This is a genomic window from Virgibacillus natechei (assembly GCF_026013645.1).
Lineage (GTDB): Bacteria > Bacillota > Bacilli > Bacillales > Amphibacillaceae > Virgibacillus_L > Virgibacillus_L natechei.
Genome location: NZ_CP110224.1, coordinates 3,381,762 through 3,403,603, shown reverse-complemented (window position 1 = coordinate 3,403,603; position 21,842 = coordinate 3,381,762). Strand labels below are relative to the sequence as shown.

19 protein-coding genes are annotated in these 21,842 nt (G+C 40.8%); all 19 read left to right on the top strand.

The window, feature by feature from the left end:
* The first annotated feature begins 122 nt into the window (after nucleotides 1-122).
* Complete coding sequence (locus OLD84_RS17040) at nucleotides 123-1,055, top strand: ABC transporter permease (protein WP_209464712.1); 933 nt, start codon at nucleotides 123-125, stop codon at nucleotides 1,053-1,055.
* A gap of 1 nt (nucleotide 1,056) precedes the next feature.
* Nucleotides 1,057-2,013 carry an ABC transporter permease gene (locus tag OLD84_RS17035; protein WP_209464711.1) on the top strand — a complete coding sequence of 319 codons (957 nt, stop codon included), beginning with the start codon at nucleotides 1,057-1,059 and terminating at the stop codon, nucleotides 2,011-2,013.
* Nucleotides 2,014-2,021: 8 nt separating this feature from the next.
* Nucleotides 2,022-3,032 (top strand): ABC transporter ATP-binding protein, encoded by a 1,011-nt coding sequence (locus tag OLD84_RS17030; protein ID WP_209464710.1) that lies wholly within the window; start codon nucleotides 2,022-2,024, stop codon nucleotides 3,030-3,032.
* Between the two features lie 499 nt (nucleotides 3,033-3,531).
* On the top strand, nucleotides 3,532-5,205 hold the full coding sequence (locus OLD84_RS17025; RefSeq protein WP_209464709.1) for a peptide ABC transporter substrate-binding protein: 1,674 nt from the start codon (nucleotides 3,532-3,534) through the stop codon (nucleotides 5,203-5,205).
* Between the two features lie 143 nt (nucleotides 5,206-5,348).
* Nucleotides 5,349-6,266 carry a S66 peptidase family protein gene (locus tag OLD84_RS17020; protein ID WP_209464708.1) on the top strand — a complete coding sequence of 306 codons (918 nt, stop codon included), beginning with the start codon at nucleotides 5,349-5,351 and terminating at the stop codon, nucleotides 6,264-6,266.
* 1,051 nt (nucleotides 6,267-7,317) lie between these two features.
* A complete protein-coding gene (locus OLD84_RS17015) occupies nucleotides 7,318-8,283 on the top strand; it encodes an ABC transporter ATP-binding protein (RefSeq protein ID WP_209464707.1) in 966 nt (321 codons plus the stop codon).
* A gap of 186 nt (nucleotides 8,284-8,469) precedes the next feature.
* A complete protein-coding gene (gene spoIID / locus OLD84_RS17010; RefSeq protein WP_245301708.1) occupies nucleotides 8,470-9,651 on the top strand; it encodes a stage II sporulation protein D in 1,182 nt (393 codons plus the stop codon).
* 254 nt (nucleotides 9,652-9,905) lie between these two features.
* Nucleotides 9,906-10,784: a stage II sporulation protein SpoIIQ gene (locus OLD84_RS17005; RefSeq protein WP_209464706.1), complete on the top strand. Its 879-nt coding sequence runs from the start codon at nucleotides 9,906-9,908 to the stop codon at nucleotides 10,782-10,784.
* Nucleotides 10,785-11,091: 307 nt separating this feature from the next.
* Complete coding sequence (locus OLD84_RS17000; protein WP_209464705.1) at nucleotides 11,092-12,105, top strand: AimR family lysis-lysogeny pheromone receptor; 1,014 nt, start codon at nucleotides 11,092-11,094, stop codon at nucleotides 12,103-12,105.
* A 562-nt stretch (nucleotides 12,106-12,667) separates the two neighbouring features.
* Complete coding sequence (spoIIID, locus tag OLD84_RS16995) at nucleotides 12,668-12,952, top strand: sporulation transcriptional regulator SpoIIID (RefSeq protein ID WP_264917238.1); 285 nt, start codon at nucleotides 12,668-12,670, stop codon at nucleotides 12,950-12,952.
* A 926-nt stretch (nucleotides 12,953-13,878) separates the two neighbouring features.
* A complete protein-coding gene (gene mreB, locus OLD84_RS16990; RefSeq protein ID WP_209464703.1) occupies nucleotides 13,879-14,880 on the top strand; it encodes a rod shape-determining protein in 1,002 nt (333 codons plus the stop codon).
* Nucleotides 14,881-15,050: 170 nt separating this feature from the next.
* Nucleotides 15,051-15,857, top strand: coding sequence for a flagellar hook-basal body protein (locus OLD84_RS16985; protein WP_209464702.1), 807 nt, complete (start codon nucleotides 15,051-15,053; stop codon nucleotides 15,855-15,857).
* Between the two features lie 14 nt (nucleotides 15,858-15,871).
* Entirely contained in the window at nucleotides 15,872-16,705 is an 834-nt protein-coding gene (locus OLD84_RS16980) for a flagellar hook-basal body protein (protein ID WP_209464701.1), read from the top strand.
* 80 nt (nucleotides 16,706-16,785) lie between these two features.
* Nucleotides 16,786-17,124, top strand: a complete 339-nt coding sequence (locus tag OLD84_RS16975) for a DNA-directed RNA polymerase subunit beta (protein ID WP_209464700.1) — start codon at nucleotides 16,786-16,788, stop codon at nucleotides 17,122-17,124.
* Nucleotides 17,125-17,239: 115 nt separating this feature from the next.
* Nucleotides 17,240-17,662, top strand: a complete 423-nt coding sequence (gene fabZ / locus OLD84_RS16970; RefSeq protein ID WP_209464699.1) for a 3-hydroxyacyl-ACP dehydratase FabZ — start codon at nucleotides 17,240-17,242, stop codon at nucleotides 17,660-17,662.
* Nucleotides 17,663-17,788: 126 nt separating this feature from the next.
* The gene (locus OLD84_RS16965) at nucleotides 17,789-18,082 is read left to right on the top strand and encodes a hypothetical protein (protein WP_209464698.1); all 294 of its coding nucleotides are present in this window, start codon (nucleotides 17,789-17,791) and stop codon (nucleotides 18,080-18,082) included.
* Between the two features lie 1,209 nt (nucleotides 18,083-19,291).
* Complete coding sequence (locus OLD84_RS16960; protein ID WP_209464697.1) at nucleotides 19,292-19,783, top strand: competence protein ComK; 492 nt, start codon at nucleotides 19,292-19,294, stop codon at nucleotides 19,781-19,783.
* Between the two features lie 270 nt (nucleotides 19,784-20,053).
* A complete protein-coding gene (locus OLD84_RS16955; RefSeq protein ID WP_209464696.1) occupies nucleotides 20,054-20,932 on the top strand; it encodes a TetR/AcrR family transcriptional regulator in 879 nt (292 codons plus the stop codon).
* A gap of 28 nt (nucleotides 20,933-20,960) precedes the next feature.
* Nucleotides 20,961-21,842, top strand: coding sequence for an efflux RND transporter periplasmic adaptor subunit (locus OLD84_RS16950; RefSeq protein ID WP_209464695.1), 882 nt, complete (start codon nucleotides 20,961-20,963; stop codon nucleotides 21,840-21,842).

Here is a 21,842-nt window from a genome sequence, read left to right as displayed (position 1 = left end):
AAACCAATAATCTTAAATATACTTAAGTAGGGGGTAAGCAATATACGGCTGTTGATGTGGACAGGGTAGTTGGATTGCCAACCGTTCTTCTGCGTTAAAATAAGCTGAAATGGGGGGAAGTCATGCTTCGGTATATTATAAAACGATTACTCATCATGATTGTGACCTTGTGGATTATTGTAACGTTAACATTCGTTTTAATGGTTTCAATCCCGGGTTCGCCCTTTAATAGTGAACGAGCAACCAATGAAACGGTACAAGCTAATTTAGAAGCCCATTACAATCTTGATGAACCCTACCATATTCAGTATTTTCTATATCTAAAGTCGATCGTAACCTTTGATTTTGGGCCATCAATAAAGCAGCCAAACCAGTCGGTAAATGATTTATTAGAGCGTGGATTTCCCATTTCTTTTGAATTAGGTATCCTCACCATTATGGTGGCTGTTGTTTCAGGGATTATTTTGGGAATCATAGCTGCCCTCCGACATAACGGGATTGTGGATTATTTAGCGATGAGTCTTGCAGTAATCGGGATCTCCATACCAAACTTTGTATTAGCAACCTTACTGATTCAGCAATTGGCAGTTAATTTAAATATGTTACCAGCAGCTACATGGTCAAGTCCTGCCCATATGATTCTTCCGATTATTGCACTGGCAACAAGTCCAATGGCAATCATTGCTAGGCTGACGAGGTCAACTATGTTAGAAGTCCTGACACAGGATTACATAAAAATGGCGCGAGCAAAAGGGCTCTCTCCATGGAAAATTATCATCAAACATGCCCTCCGGAACGCCTTAATGCCTGTAGTTACCATAATGGGGACATTGCTTGCAAGTATTTTAACAGGGACCTTTGTAATTGAAGAAATCTTCGCCATTCCTGGAATGGGCAAGTATTTTGTAGAAAGCATTAACCAGAGGGATTACCCGGTCATTATGGGTACGACTGTATTTTATAGTGCATTCCTTATTATTACGCTGTTTCTTGTAGATGTAGCATATGGAATTTTAGATCCCCGCATTAAAATGAATAAAAAGGGAGGAGAATAGCATGAAATCTTCCAATAATTTTAAAGCACGCCATTCTCCGACTGAAATACCTGATGATTGGTTTAAAAAGAAACAAAAAGGTAAGGAAACTTCTGAAACAGTTTCCAGACCTTCCTTGTCCTATTGGGAGGATGCATGGAAACGCCTGATGAAGAATAAACTGGCAATGGCAGGATTGATTTTCCTTGTATTGCTCTTATTCATGGCTATCTTTGGTCCGGTTATTTCACCACATGAAGTAAACCAGCAAAATTTGCCTAATCAGTATCAGCCTCCATCTATGGAACATTGGTTTGGAACAGATAATGCAGGGCGAGATGTATTTACGAGAACATGGTTTGGTGCTCGGATATCGTTATTTGTCGGCCTGATGGCAGCCTTAATTGATGTCACTGTTGGCATTATCTGTGGTGGGGTTGCTGGTTACAAAGGTGGTCGTACAGACGGCATCATGATGCGCATTATTGAAATTTTATATGGTCTTCCCTATTTATTGGTTGTTATTTTATTGCTGGTGGTTTTAGGTCCAAGTTTAGCAACCATCATTATTGCATTAAGCGTTACGGGGTGGGTAGGTATGGCCCGAATTGTGCGGGGACAGGTGCTTCAGATAAAAAATTACGAATTTGTTCTCGCATCCAAATCATTTGGGACCAAAACCCCTAGAGTTATTCGGAAAAATTTACTTCCGAATGCAATGGGTCCCATTATTGTACAAATGACACTAACGGTGCCAACAGCTATTTTTGCAGAAGCATTTTTGAGCTTTTTGGGGCTTGGTGTACAATCCCCGCATGCAAGTTGGGGAGTGATGGCAAATGATTCATTAGGAGCCATTCTATCTGGGAATTGGTGGACATTATTTTTTCCAGCATTTTTTATTTCATTTACCATGTTTGCTTTTAATGTCCTAGGTGATGGACTTCAAGATGCACTTGATCCGAAATTAAGGAAGTAGGTGATGCCATGGATAAAATTCTCGAAGTACGTGATCTACATGTTGCATTTACAACGTATGGCGGGACGGTAAAAGCAGTACGCGGCGTTGACTTTTATTTAAATAAAGGGGAAACGCTCGCAATCGTAGGGGAATCAGGCTGCGGAAAAAGCGTCACAGCCAATGCGATTATGCGACTCATTCCTGACCCACCAGGAAAAATTACAAATGGGTCTATCTCGTTTCATGAAAAAGATTTAACGACGTTTACCGAGAAACAGATGCGATCTATTCGAGGTGTGGATATCTCGATGATCTTCCAGGATCCGATGACTGCATTAAATCCGACACTGACAATTGGTACGCAGCTAATGGAAGGTTTAAGGCAACATCAAGCTATATCTGGTAATGATGCGAAGCGGCGAGCGCTTGAAATGCTGGATTTAGTCGGTATACCGAATCCAGAAGAGCGTTTGAAGCAATATCCCCACCAGTTCAGTGGAGGAATGCGTCAACGTGTTGTAATAGCTATCGCGTTGATCTGCGAACCGGAATTATTAATAGCGGATGAGCCTACGACAGCCTTGGATGTAACGATTCAGGCACAAATTTTAGAGCTTTTTGAAAAAATCCAAGCGGCTACAGGTGTATCAATTATTCTAATCACGCATGATTTAGGCGTTGTTGCAAAAATTGCAGATCGAATTGTAGTGATGTATGCAGGAAAAATAATTGAGGAAGGAACGAGACGGGAGGTTTTTTATCAACCAAAGCATCCCTATACACAAGGATTATTAATGTCCGTTCCACGCCTTGACGTTAAGGGTGAGGCGTTGACACCTATTGAAGGAACACCACCAGATTTATTTTCACCTCCCAAGGCGTGTCCATTTACAGCTAGATGTTCATTCGCCATGGAGGTGTGTGAAAAAGTTTATCCAGAAAATTACCAACTAAGTGATACACATAGCGTCGATTGCTGGTTGCAGGATGAACGAGCTAAACCGTTTTCGGATCCTGTCACCGTCAATATAAATTGACATTTTGGCGGAAAGTATAAGATCAAGAGTCTGATTTTTTATTAACATTTAGTCCTTTTCATAAGTAGTGGGACTGCGTTTACTCGTCCCACCGAAAACAATTGTTCCCGCAGGAGTTACCGTCCATCGCTCATCCGAACTGGTGAGGTGGTTGGATGTTTTGAATATTGATTACTTAGCGGCAGTAACCGGAACACCCAGCGGAGGAAATACATGGAGACTCCGGCGGGAGGAAAGGCCTAGGTGAGACCCCGGAGTGCGTTAGCAATCTTTTTTGCGAGGAGTGCTGCTTCTCGAAATCACTTGCAACACGACGAGCACGAGGAGGCTTACCAGCCGCCCGCGGAAAGCGGAATGTATTTCCGTAGCGAGTATAAAAAGTATCACTCTTAATTTCAACTTACGTCGTCTTCTATAGATTTTGTGTCAAAAAAATAATCTTTACATCCGTTAAATAGTAAGGGTTAACGGGCAATGCACATCAAGGGAGGAAAGGGATATGAAAAAGTTTTTATTATTTTTATTTGTGGTCTTAACGATTATGGTTTTAGCCGCCTGTACAGCAAATGAAGGAGCAGGGGAAGAGACGGAAAATGATAGTGAAGGCGATAGTACAGCAGAAGAAACAGAGGATAATGGGGAAGATGTAACAGAAGAACAAGATGGGGATAATATTCTTCGTCTTAATAATGGGGAAGAGCCGACATCGTTTAATCCGCCAATTGGGTTTGATGAAAATTCGTGGCTACCATTAAACAACTTGATGGAAGGACTGACGCGTCTAGGGGAGGATCACACACCTGAAGCGGCCATGGCTGAAGACTGGGATGTCTCCGATGATGGAACAGTCTACACGTTTTATCTACGCGAGGATGCGAATTGGTCAAATGGTGACCCTGTTGTAGCAGACGACTTTGTCTTTGCATGGCAGCAGTTATTGGATCCAGAAACAGGTTCCCCGGCAGCATTCCTAGCCTATTTCGTTGAAAATGGGGAAGATTTTAATAGTGGTGAGGCGTCTGCAGAAGATGTTGGTGTAACGGCTGTTGACGACAAAACATTTGAAGTGGTGCTTGAGGATCCAACTGGCTTCTTCCTGCATGTTATAACCAATCCTGCATTTTTCCCAATTAATGAGCAGGTAGCAGAGGAGAATCCAGATTGGCACGCTGAAGCAGAATCGTTTGTCTCAAACGGACCATTTATGCTTGAGTCTTGGGATCATGACAGTGAAATGGTTTTTGCAAAAAATGATACGTATTGGGATGCAGATACCGTCAGTCTTGATGGCGTACATTGGTCAATGGTCAATGATACAAATACCCAGTACCAAATGTTTGAAACAAATGAGCTTGATGTTGCAAGTATCCCGGCAGAAATGTCCGATGATCTAATTGACGGGGATAATGTCGCGATCGATGAGATGGGTGGATTGGAATTCTTTCGGTTTAACGTAGAAGAAGAACCTTTTCAAAATGAAAAGATTAGAAAAGCATTTGCATTAGCAGTAGACCGTCAGGATATTGCAGATTATGTTGTGAAAAACGAAGTAGAACCTGCATATGGGTTCGTGTCTCCTGGATTTACAAACCCATCAGGGGAGGATTTTCGTGATCGGAATGGCGATCTTGTAGCAACGAATCCAGAAGAGGCAACCGAATTACTTGAAGAAGGCATGGAGGAAGAAGGCTACGCGGAACTTCCAGCCGTAACATTATCTTATAACACCAGTGACCTTAATAAATCGATTGCTGAAACCATGCAAAGCATGCTAAGTGAGAACCTGGGTATTGATGTAACCTTGGAAAATACAGAATGGAACGTTTTCTTAGAAGATCAGCAAAATTTAGAGCATCAATTCTCACGTAGTTCATTCCTATTTGATTATGGTGATCCTGTAAACTTCCTGGAAAGCTTTATAACAGACTCGTCCATGAATCGTACGGACTGGTCAAATGAAGAATATGATCAATTAATTGCGGACGTGAAAGCAGAAGCAGACGAAGATCAGCGCTGGGAGCTTATGTACGAGGCGGAGGAATTGTTAGCAGAGGAAATGCCGATCCTGCCGCTTCGCTACTATAATCAAGTATTCATTGAAGCAGATGGCGTAACCGGTATCCTGCGTCATCCAGTAGGCTATGCAGATCTAAAATATGCAGAGAAAGAATAAATAAAGTTATTGGCTCATATACATGTACATGGTGTATATGGGCCGGTTTTTTAATAGAAACGTGGGGAGCGGATGAAGGTCTCGCCCCAACTTGTCACCACCAGCCTGCCATAAGTTGAAAAGCAATCAAGGAGGGTTTCATCATGATATACCCATCGAGGTTACAAAAAGGAGACACGATCGGTGTTATAGCGCCAGCCGGCACACCAAATCCAGAAAAAGTGCAGAAGGCTATCCCGTTTTTTAAAAAAATGGGCCTCCACGTAAAACTGGGTAAGCATATTGATAAAATTTATGGCTACTTAGCCGGATCGGATAAGGAACGCCTTGCTGATATACATGACATGATAGCTAATCCAGAAATAAAAGCAATTATTTTTGCCCGAGGTGGTTATGGGACAGCTCGCCTTGCAGCGAATATTGACTATCATTTAATCAGGAGTAATCCGAAAATTATCTGGGGGTATAGTGATATAACGTATTTACACACTGCCATTCGACAAGCAACCGGTCTCGTCACATTCCACGGTCCAATGCTTGCTTCAGATATTGCAAAGGAGAATTTCGATTACCTTTCTGCTTCGATGTTCAACCAGCTTTTTGAACCAACAGCATTACATTATTCGGAAGCCATCTCTTCATTAGACGTGCTTGCTTCAGGCTATGCAGAAGGGGAACTTGTTGGTGGGAACCTATCATTACTAGCTAGTTCGATTGGTACCCCCTATGAAATTGATACATTAGGGAAATTACTTTTGCTAGAGGACATCGGAGAAGAACCATACCGCGTTGATGGAATGCTGAACCAACTAAAACTAGCAGGGAAACTTGCGGATGCAGCAGGTATTGTGATCGGTGATTTTTCCGAAGCGGAACCGACTGTAGACGTCTCCTTAACACTGGAGCAAGTATTTGTCCACTATTTTCAAGACTTGGGTTGCCCAGTGATGAAGGGGTTTAAAATAGGTCATTGTCTTCCTCATTTCACTGTCCCATTAGGTGTGAAGGCGCAGTTATCTACTATTGGAAAGTCATTAGTCATCGAACCGGGTGTCAGGTAAGGACAAGGAAGTAGGATGATGGTATAACGTAATCGCAGGCCAGGGATGGGCGCCCTACATATGTTCTTCATTTTTATTGGTGAAGTTTCCATTCATGATTGGAACCCGTTAAACTGTGATAAAACGGTGCAACCAAGCTACCGCGAAAGCAAAGAAGGAAGTTGGATAAAATGATTAATCAAACGTTTGATTAATTTCTATGTGGTGACAGCTATTTAACTAGAAACAATATGGACATCATCGCCGGAATCAGCATGGGATTTTACGACTCAGGTACGTCGTAATCCCCATCGAATGAAGTTTCCCGTTATGATGGGAATGCTAAAATGTGGAGGTTTAGATTCGGATGCGCGCGGAAACGGGCGAGTCACGCTTGAATTTTTCTTTTTCCTATAACCAGCCCTTAATTAACTAAATGCCAACTAGTAAAATCGTTCAGTTCGCATTGATGAGAAGTATATTAGCGGAACGGAACCAGGAGAGGAACAGATCGCTCGAGTAGAAGCCCCAGTCGCTCGAGTGAGTCGCTCTCCTGCTCGCTCGAGCGGCAGCACCCTCGGGTCGAGCACCAGAACCTCGAGGACGAGCGGCAGCACCCCCAGGTCGAGCGCCGATCTTAAAATCTCCCTCTTCCGCTCGATTAGAAGCCCTAGTCGCTCGAGTGAGTCGCTCTCCTACTCGCTCGAGCGGCAGCACCCTCGAGTCGAGCACCAGAACCTCGAGGACGAGCGGCAGCACCCCCAGGTCGAGCGCCGATCTTAAAATCTCCCTCTTCCGCTCGATTAGAAGCCCTAGTCGCTCGAGTGAGTCGCTCTCCTACTCGCTCGAGCGCCAGTACCCTCGGGTCGAGCGCCAGTACCCTCGGGTCGAGCGCCAGTACCCTCGGGTCGAGCGCCAGCACCTCGAGGACGAGCGCCAGTACCCTCGGGTCAGCACCTTCAGGCCCCGTAGACAGTTAAGGGGATAGAAATGGTCCCATTAAAGGCTCATTATATGAAAAAGCGCGTTGTATAGCAAGACGCTACTAGCAAATTGCAGAGGGGAAATTATAATGAATGAAAAAATCTTACAAGTAAGCAATCTGAAAAAATACTTTCAAGTAGGAAAAGGGAAGAACTTGCAAGCCGTAAATGACGTGACGTTTCATATTAATAAAGGAGAAACATTTGGTCTTGTTGGCGAATCCGGGTGTGGGAAATCTACAATTGGCCGAACCGTTATGGGGCTTTATGAAAAAACGGCTGGAGATGTTATCTATAATGGGGAAAATGTTCATAAATTGGATGTAAAGCAGAAATTTAACTTTTATCGTAATATGCAAATGATTTTCCAGGATCCTTATGCATCCCTCAATCCACGCTCAACGGTTAAGGAAGTAATCTCAGAGCCGATGGAAGTGCATGGCATCTATAAAAATAAACAGGAACTGCAAACGAGGGTTCACCAGTTATTAGAAGAGGTTGGTCTCCATCGAGATCATGCCAATCGATATCCCCATGAATTTAGTGGTGGCCAGCGTCAGCGGATTGGGATTGCTCGTGCGCTGGCATTGAATCCGGAATTTATAATTGCTGATGAACCAATTTCGGCATTAGACGTATCGGTTCAAGCCCAAGTCGTAAATCTACTAAAAGAGCTGCAAGTAGAAAAAGGGCTAACCTATTTATTCATTGCCCATGATCTATCCATGGTGAAGCAAATTTCAGATCGTATTGGGGTAATGTATTTAGGAAACATGGTTGAGCTTGCGGGCAGTGAGCAACTCTATGAAAATCCATTGCATCCATATACGCAAGCCCTACTATCTGCAATCCCTATCCCAGATCCTGATATGGAGGATAATAGAGAACGAATCATTCTCGAGGGCGATCTTCCAAGCCCGATAGACCCGCCAAGTGGCTGTGTATTTCGGACGCGCTGTCCAGCAGCCATGGAAGTGTGTTCAGTTAAAACGCCTGTTTGGATGGAAGTGGAACAAGATCACTACGTAGCCTGTCACTTGTATGATACGGAATAGAAAAACGAAGGAATTTGTTTAAAAAGAAACGATACATGTTAATCTATAGCAATAATCCTTTTTAAAAATTTCATGTTCTATTGTTCACTGTTTCTGTATAGATTTTATAGTAGGGAAGCTAGACATAACTTCTCCAGATTAGCAGCCGATATTTTATTTTAACAAAAATAGCAAAAGGAGGAGTCCATGAAAAAACACAAGTATAGCAGTAAAACGATGCCTCAAGGATGGAAAAAGAAGAAATCAACAAGCCTTAAACAAATTAAAATGAAGCAGAAAAAAGAAGATCCCAGTATGCAGAAAAGTAATTTTAAGAAGTTTGCATTATTAAAGCATAAGAAACCGAAATATTTTAAAAAAACAACGAGCAAATGGAAGCTTCCTGCAGCAATTACATTATCAACTTTACTCATGCTAATTCTTGTAATACCAACTCTAATTGTGATTCCTTTTGGAACAGATAATCAAACGGAAGCCAATATTGTTGAAAATGATCCAGAACAGCAAGAGGAAGTAGTCGAATCGCCATTCTCTGTAGCTGTCATGCGAGACATTTCGCAGACAGTCGAAGATGTACCACTGGAAGATTATATTGCAGGGGTGGTTGCATCCGAAATGCCATTGGAATTTGAAATAGAAGCATTAAAAGCTCAAGCACTTGCTGCAAGAACGTACGTAGTCGATCATATACTTTATTCGGATACAGATGATTTTGATGTGACGGATACCGTTCAACATCAGGTTTATAAAGATGAAACGGAATTAAAAGAGATATATGGTGATGAATATAACGAGCTAATGAAAAAGGCTAAAGAAGCTGTCGCTGCTACGGAGGGAGAAATCTTAACCCACAGTGATGCACCAATTACACCCGCCTACTTTTCAACGAGTAATGGTTTTACGGAAAACTCTGAAGAATACTGGGAGGATGAGCTTCCTTATTTAAGAAGTGTTGAAAGCCCATGGGATGAAGAATCGCCTAAATTTTTGGATCAAGAAATATTTTCAATTGATGAGATAGAAAATGAGCTGCAAATTGACCTTCCGAATAATGATGCTGTTGCCATCGAAATAACCAGAACAGAAAGTGAACGTGTCAGTGACATGGGGATTGACGGAAATCATTTTTCAGGAAGGGAAATACGAGAACAATTTGAATTACAATCAAGTGATTTCACAGTAGAGCAAAAAGACGACCATTTGATTTTCACGACTAAAGGTTATGGCCATGGAATTGGAATGAGTCAATATGGAGCAAATGGGATGGCTGAAGAAGGAGAAGATTACCTGGACATTGTGAACTATTATTATAAAGATGTGGAGATTAGTACCGTTGATGATACAGCACCAACCCTCGTGGCAAGCTAACGAGGGTTTGTTTTTTTGGCAGTTAATAAAAGGATAAACACATTCTGCATAAGTGCAACTAAGGCTGTCACTTCAAGGATTGATGACAGCCAAGTTTTCTAAGTAGATAAGAAACCATCATGGCTCGCCCTGAGCGTATAACCCCTCACTTTCCCCTACTTTCTTTAAATAATTCGTAAAAACCAAAAATATTTTACGTATTATGTATAGATCTTCTCATTTCTGATCAGAATGGTTGTTGAGGTGATGATCTTATGAAAGAAGAAAACAAAGGGGCTTCAAATAAGTGGAGTCGTATTTTCCGGAAGAAGTGGTTTTTTCCAGCAGTATATTTGACTGTTGCTGCCCTCCTTTTATCGGTTGTGGTGTGGTATCAAAATCTGGATAACCAAATGCCGGATGCAATGGACGAGCAAGAAGAGCAAGAAAGTGAAGACTATGTCCCAACGCTGGATGATGAGGACGCAGAACCAGTTGTGGATCAGCAAGAGAATATTGAAATGCCGGTAGTAGATCAAGATCAAGCAGAAATCGTAACTAAATTCTATGACTACAACGCAGAACAAGAGGATCAGGAGAATGCACTGGTGCTTTATAACAACCGCTTTTACCAAAGCACAGGTCTTGATATTGCTTCCGCTGATGCTGAGACGTTTGATGTAGTAGCATCCTTAAGTGGAACGGTTACAGAGGTAAAAGAAGATCCACTCCTTGGCAATGTTGTATCGATGTCACATGACAATGACGTCATGACCTATTATGCAAGCTTGGGTGAAGTAGAAGTTCAAGCTGGAGCTGATGTTGAACAAGGAGATCTTATTGGTACAGCTGGTAACAATTTATTCGGACAGGATAACGGAACGCATGTTCACTTCGAGCTACGAAAAGATGGCAATGAAGTTAATCCAGAATCCTTTTTCAATCAACCGGTAGCAAGTTTGGATAGTGTTACAGAAGAAGAGTCTGAAGCAAGTGAAGAGTCAGAGGCTACAGAAGAAGAGTCTGAAGCTACAGAGGAAGAAGATACAGGTGAAGATGAAGACGCAGACTCAGAAGACGAAGAATCTGATGTAGAAGATGATGACCTAGACGAAGAAACAACCGATTCATCCGATATGTCAGAAGGAGCCTAAGTAAATAGGCGAAACGAATAGAAACTCTCTAACCTAGTGGTTGGGGAGTTTTTTCGTCTTATGATTTTGAGCTCACATATAATTTATCCTAATAAAGTTATGATTAATTAGGTTTCTAAATTCAGTAAACTATAACAAACAACAAAATTTGTCGAACGATAGTACTTTTTATTAAATGGAAGTATGCTATGATGATTATAGTTTTGAAAAATATAGAAGAGATGGAATTTTTATTAAAGAAATTAATTCATTATGCCTATATATTTCATTTCAAACTCAATTATTATCATGAAAAGAGGATTTTTGTATGACTGAATCTACTATCATTCTACCAAACCAGGATGAAAGGATCATAAAAAAGGCTATAGATGCACTGTCACAAGAAAAGGATACGAAAAAAGCTATAGAACAAATACGTAACTATTGTATGGAATCTAGCTCCACTACGATTAGAAAAATAAGCATGGAATTTCTATATATGAATGAATTCTATGATGATTTGCAGCACTTAATCAACGTAAAGAAGCAATCTGAAAATATGTCGCATCGCCTCTGTGCTGAAGTTTATCAAATAACCCTTGATCAAAAATTTAAGCGGTACACGCCAAATGAAATTTTGCAAAGGGTAGAAAAGGTCAAGACCAATGAACCTGAGTTAAATTGTATGATCGAATTTATTAAATTAACTGCCTACTATAATATGAACCAATATAGTAAAATTGGCAACTTTTTAGAAAGTTATAAGCGTCATTTTGATGCGATAGAAGATAGGACATTGGTGCCTTTTTTTGAAACGAGGCTTAACCAGATGCTATTGACTTATTATTTGTTAAGAAATGAAGTTATTATGGCAAGAAAGTATGCTTACCGGGCATTGAACCAAACATGTAGTGAAGGGCTAAAAGTAGATATACATAATAGTTTAGGCTTATCTTATACATTTGACACGTATTTTCAGGGAATGCACCATCTTAAAGAAGCATTAAAAATAGCTAAGAAACATAACTTAACGAATAAAATTCATGCATTAGAAAACTTTAACATCCCTTTTTTAGCAGCAAATTTTAATAAAGTGGATCAAATTTCAACTGCTGATAAAAGCGAACTGGCACATATTGAAATAGTAAAAGGAAATTACAGTAATGCTGTTGAGATGCTGAACGAATTATCTACCGATAGTCCATTTGCGCTTTATTATATGGGGGTAGCCAAGCAGGACAAGGAGATATTAACTCGGTCATACCATTCTTTTATTGAAGAGAGAAGTGATTACTTTTTCTCCAAGTTACCACTTAGAGCATTAAGACGAATGCGTGTATAGATGCAAGAAGCTGTTTTTCGAAACAGCTTCTTTTCTTCTTCAGAAATGATGTTTCGTTATGAGCGTTTAATGGGCAGGTCGATTACATGCAGCGCTCCAATTACAATTCGGCTTTCGCTGGGACTGTTTATTAGGCGAAAACAGGTATTTATAACCATATTTGGACGATTAGGAAAAATACATCCTGTCCAATTTGATAAAGATCTAATTTTAATCATAAACCTGTCACTCTGTTAATAAAATATTACAAACCAAGCAATCAGAAATGTCTGAGGTGAGAGCTTGTGTGGCATCTTTGAAATCAGGCCAAATACATCCCTCTATAATGAATTTTACATAAAAATCACAGAACATTTCGTTAACAAAGGAATATAGGTCGAGCCAATCAGGGGTAAATTCATAAAATACTTTTTTAGTGTTTTGAACATCCTTCTAAGCCTATTTGAAAGCATACATATTTGACATCGTTGCGCAGCAGAAATTAGAAAGAAAAATGAGCCACAGCAATTTACACCTTGTCTCAAATTACACCTCGGAAATCCAACATAGGGAGGCGAACGGTGTGCATGATTACATCAAAGAAAGGACTATCAGGATAGGGAAATATGTCGTAGAGTCGAGAAAAACAGTCCGACTGATAGCAAAAGAATTTGGTGTTTCTAAGAGCACAGTCCACAAAGATTTAACAGAACGATTACCAGAAATAAACCCTGAGCTAGCGAATGAAGTAAAAAGCATTTTAGAACATCATAAATCAATCCGTCATCTACGGGGAGGTGAAGCAACGAGAAAAAAATACAGATTAAATCCACAAGAAGAGGAGGATGAACCGAAACCGGTTGGATGAAAGATCCGGCAATATGGCTGTCAAGATCCCTTAATAAAACGCTAACAAATGATAGGGAGCTAGAATAAAGTAAAACTTCACTTAGTGGGGGGGTAGGCGTACAAAAGTTCTCAGAGGGGCGAGCATTTACGCGCAGCCCTAGGACGCGTCGTATTTAGCCGATCTGCACGTTAAACTGCGATAAAGGGGGTGGTGAATGGAAGTATTCGGGTTGTAAAAACATAAGGAAGCGGACCAAAGCGTAGCAAATTAGGATGCTACGCTTTGGTTTGTTTTCTGTACACATCAAGTGATTGAAATTCTAATTAATCAGAGGGGGATGGTGACATGTTGTTAACTGAGAATCTCCCTCTCGCTCGAGCGCCAGCACTCCTAAGCCGAGCGAGAGGATGGCCTGTACGAGCGACCCCCCCCAAGTTCGAGCCCCAGCCTTCAAAATTATCACTGCCGATCGAATGAGGCACCTTCTCGCTCGAGTAGAAGCTTCTGTCGCTCGAATGAGCCAATCTCCCGCTCGCTCGAGCAATATACTGTTTAAATTCTTGAACCTATCGTCTACTTATTGAGGACAGGCTCCATTTCATTGATAATTTTATTTAGTACATTCTCTCTATTGCGTATCCACTTTTAAGTCTAACCCTACTATCACCCGAAAGCCAAAATCATTGCCCAGCCCACCTGTGAAAGCGACACTAACGTGAATATCACCTTAATTGTCATCAACATGCTACAATCGCAAAACTGCTTCAATCTATCCCACGTTCAAACAGTGTCGTACAAGTGTGTGGTAACGCCTTTTAATTTGTATAAAAATTTTCGGGAAATATACAGTTAATTGTAGAAGTTTGTGGTAAAATACATTATTAGGAGCATTATGTTTTCATAACTGATGCAAGATAGTACTTACGCTAGGAGGATCTAGGTTCATGTTTTCTAGAGATATTGGAATTGACCTCGGAACAGCAAATGTTCTTATTCATGTTAAAGGTAAGGGAATTGTTTTAGATGAACCATCAGTCGTGGCCATGGATCGCAACACTGGAAAAGTTCTAGAAGTTGGGACCGCTGCACATCGTATGGTGGGGCGTACACCGGGAAATATTGAGGCTATTCGTCCGTTGAAGGATGGAGTAATTGCTGACTTTGATGTAACAGAAGCGATGTTAAAACATTTTATAAATAAAATTAATGTTCGTGGTTTTCTTTCAAAGCCGAAGATGCTTATATGTTGCCCAACGAATGTAACGAAAGTAGAGCAAAAAGCAATTAAGGAAGCAGCAGAGAAATCTGGAGGTAAGAAAATTTACCTTGAAGAAGAACCGAAAGTAGCGGCGATTGGAGCAGGCATGGAGATCTTTCAGCCGAGCGGTAATATGGTCGTTGATATCGGTGGCGGGACAACAGATGTAGCCGTCCTCTCCATGGGGAATATTGTTACCTCGGAATCCATAAAAATGGCTGGGGATAAATTTGATGCAGAAATTCTTCAATATATTAAGAAGGAATACAAATTGCTTATTGGAGAGCGCACTGCTGAGGAGCTGAAGCGGAACGTAGCAACGGTTTTCAAAGATTCCCGTCATGAGCAAATGGATATTCGCGGACGTGATATGGTGAATGGACTTCCGCGTACGATTACCGTGCATTCGAAAGAACTCCAAAAAGCACTAGAGGAATCTATCGCGTTAATCATTCAAGCAGCTAAAACGGTGCTTGAACACACACCACCAGAACTGTCTGCGGACATTATTGATCGTGGTGTTATTATAACAGGCGGTGGAGCCCTCATTCATGGTATTGATCATCTATTAGCAGAGGAGCTAAAGGTTCCTGTGTTTATGTCTGAAGAACCATTGAATTGTGTTGCAAAAGGAACAGGAATTATGCTTGAGAATATCGATAAGATTGATCGTAAAATGATTGGTTAGGATCTATCAAAAATGTTAAACGCATAGTTCAGCGTTCAGGGTGTGACGATGATTACATTCTGAACCAATACATAAAGAGATTCACGGACATAAAGTAAAATTTCATTCAGGGTGTCACGCCCGCTAAACTGCGGGTAAACCGTATTTCGTTATGTGAGGAGGGAAACGTTATGTTAAGAGGTTTTCATACAGCTGCCAGTGGCATGATTTCTCAACAACGACAGCAGGAGGCTTTGTCAAATAATATTGCCAATGCCGAGACGCCAGGTTACAAGGCGGATCAAACAACCATGCGCGCATTTCCAGAGATGTTGTTGCATAAAATTGGATCAAGCACGATTCCTACATCAAATGGAGGATTGAACCTACCCGTTCAGGATCCAATTGGTTCATTGAATACGGGGGTCTATCTGCAGGAAACAATGCCAAATCACGGACAGGGTGACGTTCGGGAAACGGGCAATGCAACAGATCTGGCGCTTGTGAATGGCGAATTACCAGATGAGACAGGCAACCTGTTTTTTACCGTGCAAAATGAAGATGGAGACGTTCGTTATACACGAAATGGAAATTTCACCGTTGATGGAGAAGGGTTTCTTGTTACGGATGAAGGGTATTATGTTTTAGATGAAATGGGAGATTCTATTCAAACAAATGGGATGGAGTTCACCGTTACGGAAGATGGCATCGTACAAGCGGAAGGTGGAGATTTCCCGCTTGGTATTACCTATGCACCGGATGCTAATGAATTAACAAAAGAAGGAAATGGATTGTTTACTGGAGATACGGGTGCAATACCCGTTGGTACTACCTTTCAAGTACAGCAAGGATCACTTGAGCAATCAAATGTTAATGCACAACAAACCATGACACAAATGATGCAGTCCCATCGTATCTTTGAAACGAATCAGCGTGTCCTACGTGCTTATGATGAAAATATGGGCAAAGCTGTTAGTGAAATCGGTCAGTTAGGCTAGGAAGGGTTGATTGAATGTCAAGAATGATGATACAAGCTGCAGTAACAATGGACCAGCTACAACATAAGCTTGATCTGATTGGTAATAATATGGCTAATAGCCAGACAACAGGTTATAAAAGTCGTGAAGCTGAATTCTCTTCCCTATTATTCCAACAAATTAATAATGTATCAGGCGACCCTGAAAATGAGGGAAATCGCTTAACCCCTGAAGGAATTCGTGTTGGATCTGGAGCTAAACTAGGTACAGCGAATCTTGATTTCACCAGTGGGACAATTACGGAAACAGGACGCGCGCTAGATACAGCGTTGCGTGGAGATAATTATTTCTATCAAATACAAGATACTGAAAACGATGGTGAGGTCATACGGTATACAAGAGATGGTTCTTTTCATTTAAGTCCAGTTAATGATACCGAGGATGTAATGTTGACAACGAGTGATGGCAACCCCGTACTTGGACAAACCGGGCCAATTGTAATGGAGGATGGTTTTGACTCGATTGATATTCAGGCAAATGGACAAATTATGGTCGGACGTGGTGATCAAACAGAAGTTGTTGGAGAACTAGATATAGTCGAAGTAATACGGCCGCAATTGCTTGAAGCTACTGGAGACAATAACTTTCAATTACCTGACTTAGCGGAACTTGGATTCGAGATGGATGAAATTATTCAAGCGACAGACCCAACTATAGACGTAATACAAAGTAATGCACTGGAGCGCTCGAACGTAGATGTTTCAAAACAAATGACAGATCTCATTACAGCCCAACGTTCTTATCAATTTAATGCACAAACAATCTCAATCGGAGATGAAATGAAGGGCTTAATTAATCAGCTAAGGTAAAATCAATGGAATAAAATGATTCTACAAGTAACCGTATCATATATTCCATTATTCTGTCAGGAATGAAGGAGAAATATGTGATGCCTAAAAACGAATCAGAATACCAATCTAGAAAAGCGTATAAACAATCTAAAAAAGAACAAGACCCTATTGAGGATGAACAAGTCGATTCCGAAAGCCAAACGCGAAAAGAACAAAAGCAAAAACAAAAAGAAGAAAAAGAGCAAAACAAATTACCGAGGCGGCGTATATTTCCAATCTGGCTTCGCATTATCGTTATCGTTATAATTGCTGCAGGAGCCCTGATAGCAGGATTAATGATTGGATATGGTGTGATTGGGGACGGGAATCCCATTGATGCATTAGATGTAGATACGTGGCAACATTTAATCGATATTGTAATAGGGAATGTAAATTAGAAGCATCTCACTTAACGACGAGGGAGATGCTTCTTTGTGTTAGACGCTTCGCTTAAAACGAAACATATCTGCTATAATGGAGACAAATTGACCTATTTCAAGGAGGACAAGTATTATGATGGACAGTGAACAGATAAAAGAGGTTATACCGCATCGCTATCCGTTTTTATTAGTGGATAAAGTAACAGAGCTAGAAGAAGGAAAACGAGTTGTAGGTCTGAAAAATGTAACGGTTAATGAACCATTCTTTCAAGGGCATTTTCCAGATTATGCAGTAATGCCTGGTGTGCTAATTATAGAAGCCCTTGCGCAAGTCGGTGCGATTTCTGTACTTGGTATGGAAGAAAATGAAGGGAAGTTAGGCTTTTTGGCAGGTGTTGATAAGTGCCGCTTTAAACGACAAGTAAAACCAGGAGACCAGCTTAAGTTGGAAGTAGAAATCACGCGTATAAAAGGTCCGATTGGAAAAGGCAAAGGAATTGCAACAGTAGACGGCGAAGTAGCTTGTGAGGCAGAAATAATGTTTGCCATTCAATAATTCGAAACGAGAACACTTGACATACTAAAAAATTCTTTAAAAAGAGGAAAAAATAAGTATCACTTCTTTGTAAATGGTTAAGCTAATGGCGACAGCGATTAACGACCAACAAAGGAGGAAATCTTTATGAAAAGAAAGATCTTATTGAAATTTGGTGCACCGATATTAGCATTATCCCTAGTCGCAGCCTGTGGAACAGGTGATGATATGGATCCAGCAGAAGATGATGCTCCATTAGATCAAGAGGAAAATGGTGGTATGCAAGATGATGGAGGCATGGATGGAAACGGCGGCATGGATGGTGAAGGCGACGATAATAATGGTAATGGAACAGGTATTAATGACACAGATGATTTAGAAGAACCAGATGATAACCTGTATGATGATGAAGACGAGCCAGGTGGACAAGGTAATCAGTAAGTAGTACATCTTAATCTAAAAGAAAAAGCAGAACGACCGCATAATAGTTGGTCGTTCTGCTTTTAGTTATGATTGAAATGTAAATGACGAACCATTCAAGTGATGAAGTAAACGTTCTCTAATCATCTGATTCTTTCTCATTCTCATTTCCTTGTGCTTTTTCCATTTGCTCGGATTGCAGCTGTGACCCTTTTTCCGTATTTTTTGCTGTTTCATTCTTCTTATCTTTTGCAGCCATTTGAAATCCTCCTATTTGTGATTAAGTCTTTAGGCTCTTTTCGTAGGTAAGTATTGTCGCTTTTAACTATGTCGCAGTAGATAAAAAAGACGACAGACCGCTGGGTTTCTTTCCGCTGCGGACCGTTGCTTTCCGCGGGCACGGCTTCAGCCTCCTTGCCCCGGCAAGGGGTATGCCGACGTTGTCCGCAAAGGACGATTTTAGTCGGCCTTCCTTAGGATAGTCCTGCGGGGTCTTCAGACTCGTGCTGGGGCTGCGCGTAAATGCTCGCCCCACCGAAAACCATTGTTCCCGCAGGAGTCAACGGTCCTCCGCTCCAATCAACCATCATAATAGTTCATGGCTATGTTTAGTATATAATCAAGCAATTTTGATGAAGTTGAAAAGCATCTTACCAGCGAAGGAAATACACGGAGACTCCTGCGGGAACAGTGGCCAGAGTGAGACCCCGCAGAACGGAGTTCGAGGAGGCTCACGGGTCACCCTAAGGTGCGCGTAGTGTATTTCCGCAGCGGTTTAAAAAGCGTCAACTTAAATTTCAAGTTATGTCGTCTTTTATAAATTTTGCGTTAAAAACAACAATTCTTTTCGATGGGACGAGTAATCGCAGTCCAATCTTTTAGAAAACAGCCAAACGATATTATTCATATACCCTTAATCCTAAAATAGGAAACTTGGAATTCACCAAGCCGTTTGGAGGAATACATTCGCCCGCACTTACAACGCACAAATTTTCGGTGGGGGAGCTTTACGCACAGACCCAGGACGTGACGGTTTTAGCCAGTGAGCAAATAGGAAAGTTTGATTCTTTCATAATTGCCAGAAAAAATACACTTAAAATTTGGTATTAATCGCTAGAAATAGTAAAATAGAACTATAAAATAATACTTCATTCAGGGGGATTATTCTCCCCACGTCTAACTCAATTTAAACTGCGATAAATGAGAATGGGGTGCAGGGAGGAAACAGGGATGGGAAAGAGAAGGTCATCCATTTATACCATTTCACAGGACACAAAAGCAATTATGACCAAAGAGACTGGTTATTACCGTACGTTAATAATAGAAGGGAACAAAAAGAAACCTTCCAATTATAAAATCGAACAGATTCTAAATTATAACTGTCTCCTATACGGATCGGATTTAGCAGGGAGAAAAAAGGGGGTAAAACGTATTTTAAAATCTGCAAGCAAGTTACCTATTCCAGTGGACCCAGCTAATAAAGGGATATATATGATGCCAACAGCGTCTATTAAAAATAAGGATTGTGTATGGCTAGCATATCATCATATAAAATTTTATGAGCAACGTGACCACAAGGCATATATTGGATTTCATGACGACACTGGAATATACATAAATGCTTCGGTAAAAACAATTGATTTACAATACAAACGGACGAGTGAAGTAATTGTAGATTATAACAGGGATAAAATATTCAAAGGTTTTTCATTAACTAACTAGCTCATGACTGTCCAACCTCATTAGATTGAAATATTACTTGTCATGTAGGTTTTGCCTGTGTATAATGAGGAAGTGTCATAAATCATGTTCGAATGACTGACCGGTTAGTCATTCGAACATGACGATTTTTTAAGCAGGTAGAGGGAGACAGCGAAACTGGCTATTTCACGAATTCTACCAATCCGGCCCCTGCCTTCTAATCTCTGGAAAGACGAGGCGGCAGCCAAGTTTTCTAACGTAAGAAGCATTGAATGAAATTAGGTGTAAACAATGAACGATAAGAAAATGAGTCTCATTAAATCAGGTGTGAAATTAGTAGCAGCAAAAGGCTACCATAACACATCCATCCAGGAAATCGCGAAAGAAGCTGGCGTTTCCAAAGGTGCATTTTACTTATATTTCCAATCGAAAGAGGAGTTCCTTGCAACAGCGTACCTGGATTTTAAAAAACAGCTTGAAAGGCGTTACGAAAAAGTGAAGCAAGAGAATCATCCCCCAGAGAAAAGCCTAGAAAAACAAATCGGCATTCTTATTGAATATATCTACAGCTATAAAGATTTTATTATTATTCATCTACGGGAAAGCATCTCAATTGGTGACCATACAGATAAGGTTATGAAACAGTTCAAAATGGAGAATTTCCATTGGATGAAGGATAATATCCAGAATATCTATGGTGATCAAGTCAATGATTTAATCGTAGATGCGGTCATTCAGTTTGAGGGGTTGTTAAGTAGCTATTTAAAATGGATCATCGTTGATGATGTACATATAAGCAGTGATAAGCTGAGTGGATTTCTTGTTCGCAGGTTGAATGATGTTGTTTATGGAATGCTTGCATCCAATGAAGAATCGGCCGTTACAACGACAGCGATTCCATTAGAATATCTCATGCAAAATCAAACAGTGGAAACAATGCTGTCCACACAATTGGAAAGCGCAAAGGAAAAAATCCGAGCATTAGATCTGGATTCTGCAACAGTAGAACAGCTTGAGGAAGTAGCTTCTGCTATTGAAAAAGAAGCGGTGAAAAAGGAAGCCCAACCTGTAGTGATACAAGGGTTACTGTCCCATTTCACCCGAATTCCAGAACTAAGAGAAGAATCTGAACAAATTGCCGAACTATTAGATGTCGAGCTATTAGTTTAAATTGTATGAATGGGAGAGGAGAACAAGGATGAGAAAATTACTTATTAGTCTAACCGTAATCTTAATGATGGCATTTCTTGCTGCGTGTATGGAGGAAGAAGATGAAAACGGGAATGAAAGCGCAGATGAAAATGGGGAAGCGGCAGAGACATTGGTTGAAACAGCTGAAGCTTCTGAAGGTGATTTAGTAATAGAGAGATCGATTTATGGAAGAACATCACCAGCAAGCACCAACCCAGTTATGGTTGAAAATCCAGGTGAAATCGATACGATAGAGGTCGAAACCGGTGATCAAGTAGAAGAGGATGACCTTATAGCGACAATTACGACGGCTGCTGGCAACCAAGATATCACTGCTGCAGCAGCAGGTGAGATTACAAATTTAGAAGCGAATGAAGGAGATATGATAAGTAATGAAGATCCGCTTGCGATTATTGCTGATTTTGACACAATGTCAGTAGCGTTTTCTGTGACAGCTAATGTTCAATCTCTTTTTTCAATAGAAGACAGCTTGACTACGATGGTCAACGATAATGAATACGAGACAGAAATTACGGCAGTTAACAAAATGCCAGATGATACAGGGCTATATCCGGTAGAAGGAACCCTAGATAATGAAGATGGAAATCTTTTAGCTGGGATGATTGCAAGAGTCGCTGTTCCTGAAAACAGGGTAGAAGATACAGTTATTGTTCCAACTCAAGCAATCGTCGAAGAAGATGACGAAGCCTATGTATATGTCGTAAATGATGACATGGAAGCAGTTCAAACAACGGTAACCATCCAAGAATCACAAACAGATGAAACAGCGATAGAATCTGACGACATGCAAGAAGGTGATGAAGTCGTTGTTGATGGACATATGGTACTCACTGATGGTGGAGTAGTCGATGTGGTGGAAGGAGAATAA

Excerpts from the sequence above, each read along its gene's own strand:
- OLD84_RS17035 (WP_209464711.1), top strand. The coding sequence starts at position 1,057 with ATGAAATCTTCCAATAATTTTAAAGCACGCCATTCTCCGACTGAAATA.
- mreB (WP_209464703.1), top strand. The coding sequence starts at position 13,879 with ATGTTTTCTAGAGATATTGGAATTGACCTCGGAACAGCAAATGTTCTT.
- OLD84_RS16960 (WP_209464697.1), top strand. The coding sequence starts at position 19,292 with ATGGGAAAGAGAAGGTCATCCATTTATACCATTTCACAGGACACAAAA.
- OLD84_RS17015 (WP_209464707.1), top strand. The coding sequence starts at position 7,318 with ATGAATGAAAAAATCTTACAAGTAAGCAATCTGAAAAAATACTTTCAA.
- OLD84_RS16975 (WP_209464700.1), top strand. The coding sequence starts at position 16,786 with ATGCCTAAAAACGAATCAGAATACCAATCTAGAAAAGCGTATAAACAA.
- spoIID (WP_245301708.1), top strand. The coding sequence starts at position 8,470 with ATGAAAAAACACAAGTATAGCAGTAAAACGATGCCTCAAGGATGGAAA.
- OLD84_RS17040 (WP_209464712.1), top strand. The coding sequence starts at position 123 with ATGCTTCGGTATATTATAAAACGATTACTCATCATGATTGTGACCTTG.
- OLD84_RS16980 (WP_209464701.1), top strand. The coding sequence starts at position 15,872 with ATGTCAAGAATGATGATACAAGCTGCAGTAACAATGGACCAGCTACAA.
- fabZ (WP_209464699.1), top strand. The coding sequence starts at position 17,240 with ATGATGGACAGTGAACAGATAAAAGAGGTTATACCGCATCGCTATCCG.
- OLD84_RS16985 (WP_209464702.1), top strand. The coding sequence starts at position 15,051 with ATGTTAAGAGGTTTTCATACAGCTGCCAGTGGCATGATTTCTCAACAA.
- OLD84_RS17025 (WP_209464709.1), top strand. The coding sequence starts at position 3,532 with ATGAAAAAGTTTTTATTATTTTTATTTGTGGTCTTAACGATTATGGTT.
- OLD84_RS16965 (WP_209464698.1), top strand. The coding sequence starts at position 17,789 with ATGAAAAGAAAGATCTTATTGAAATTTGGTGCACCGATATTAGCATTA.
- OLD84_RS17020 (WP_209464708.1), top strand. The coding sequence starts at position 5,349 with ATGATATACCCATCGAGGTTACAAAAAGGAGACACGATCGGTGTTATA.
- OLD84_RS16955 (WP_209464696.1), top strand. The coding sequence starts at position 20,054 with ATGAACGATAAGAAAATGAGTCTCATTAAATCAGGTGTGAAATTAGTA.
- OLD84_RS16950 (WP_209464695.1), top strand. The coding sequence starts at position 20,961 with ATGAGAAAATTACTTATTAGTCTAACCGTAATCTTAATGATGGCATTT.
- OLD84_RS17000 (WP_209464705.1), top strand. The coding sequence starts at position 11,092 with ATGACTGAATCTACTATCATTCTACCAAACCAGGATGAAAGGATCATA.
- OLD84_RS17030 (WP_209464710.1), top strand. The coding sequence starts at position 2,022 with ATGGATAAAATTCTCGAAGTACGTGATCTACATGTTGCATTTACAACG.
- OLD84_RS17005 (WP_209464706.1), top strand. The coding sequence starts at position 9,906 with ATGAAAGAAGAAAACAAAGGGGCTTCAAATAAGTGGAGTCGTATTTTC.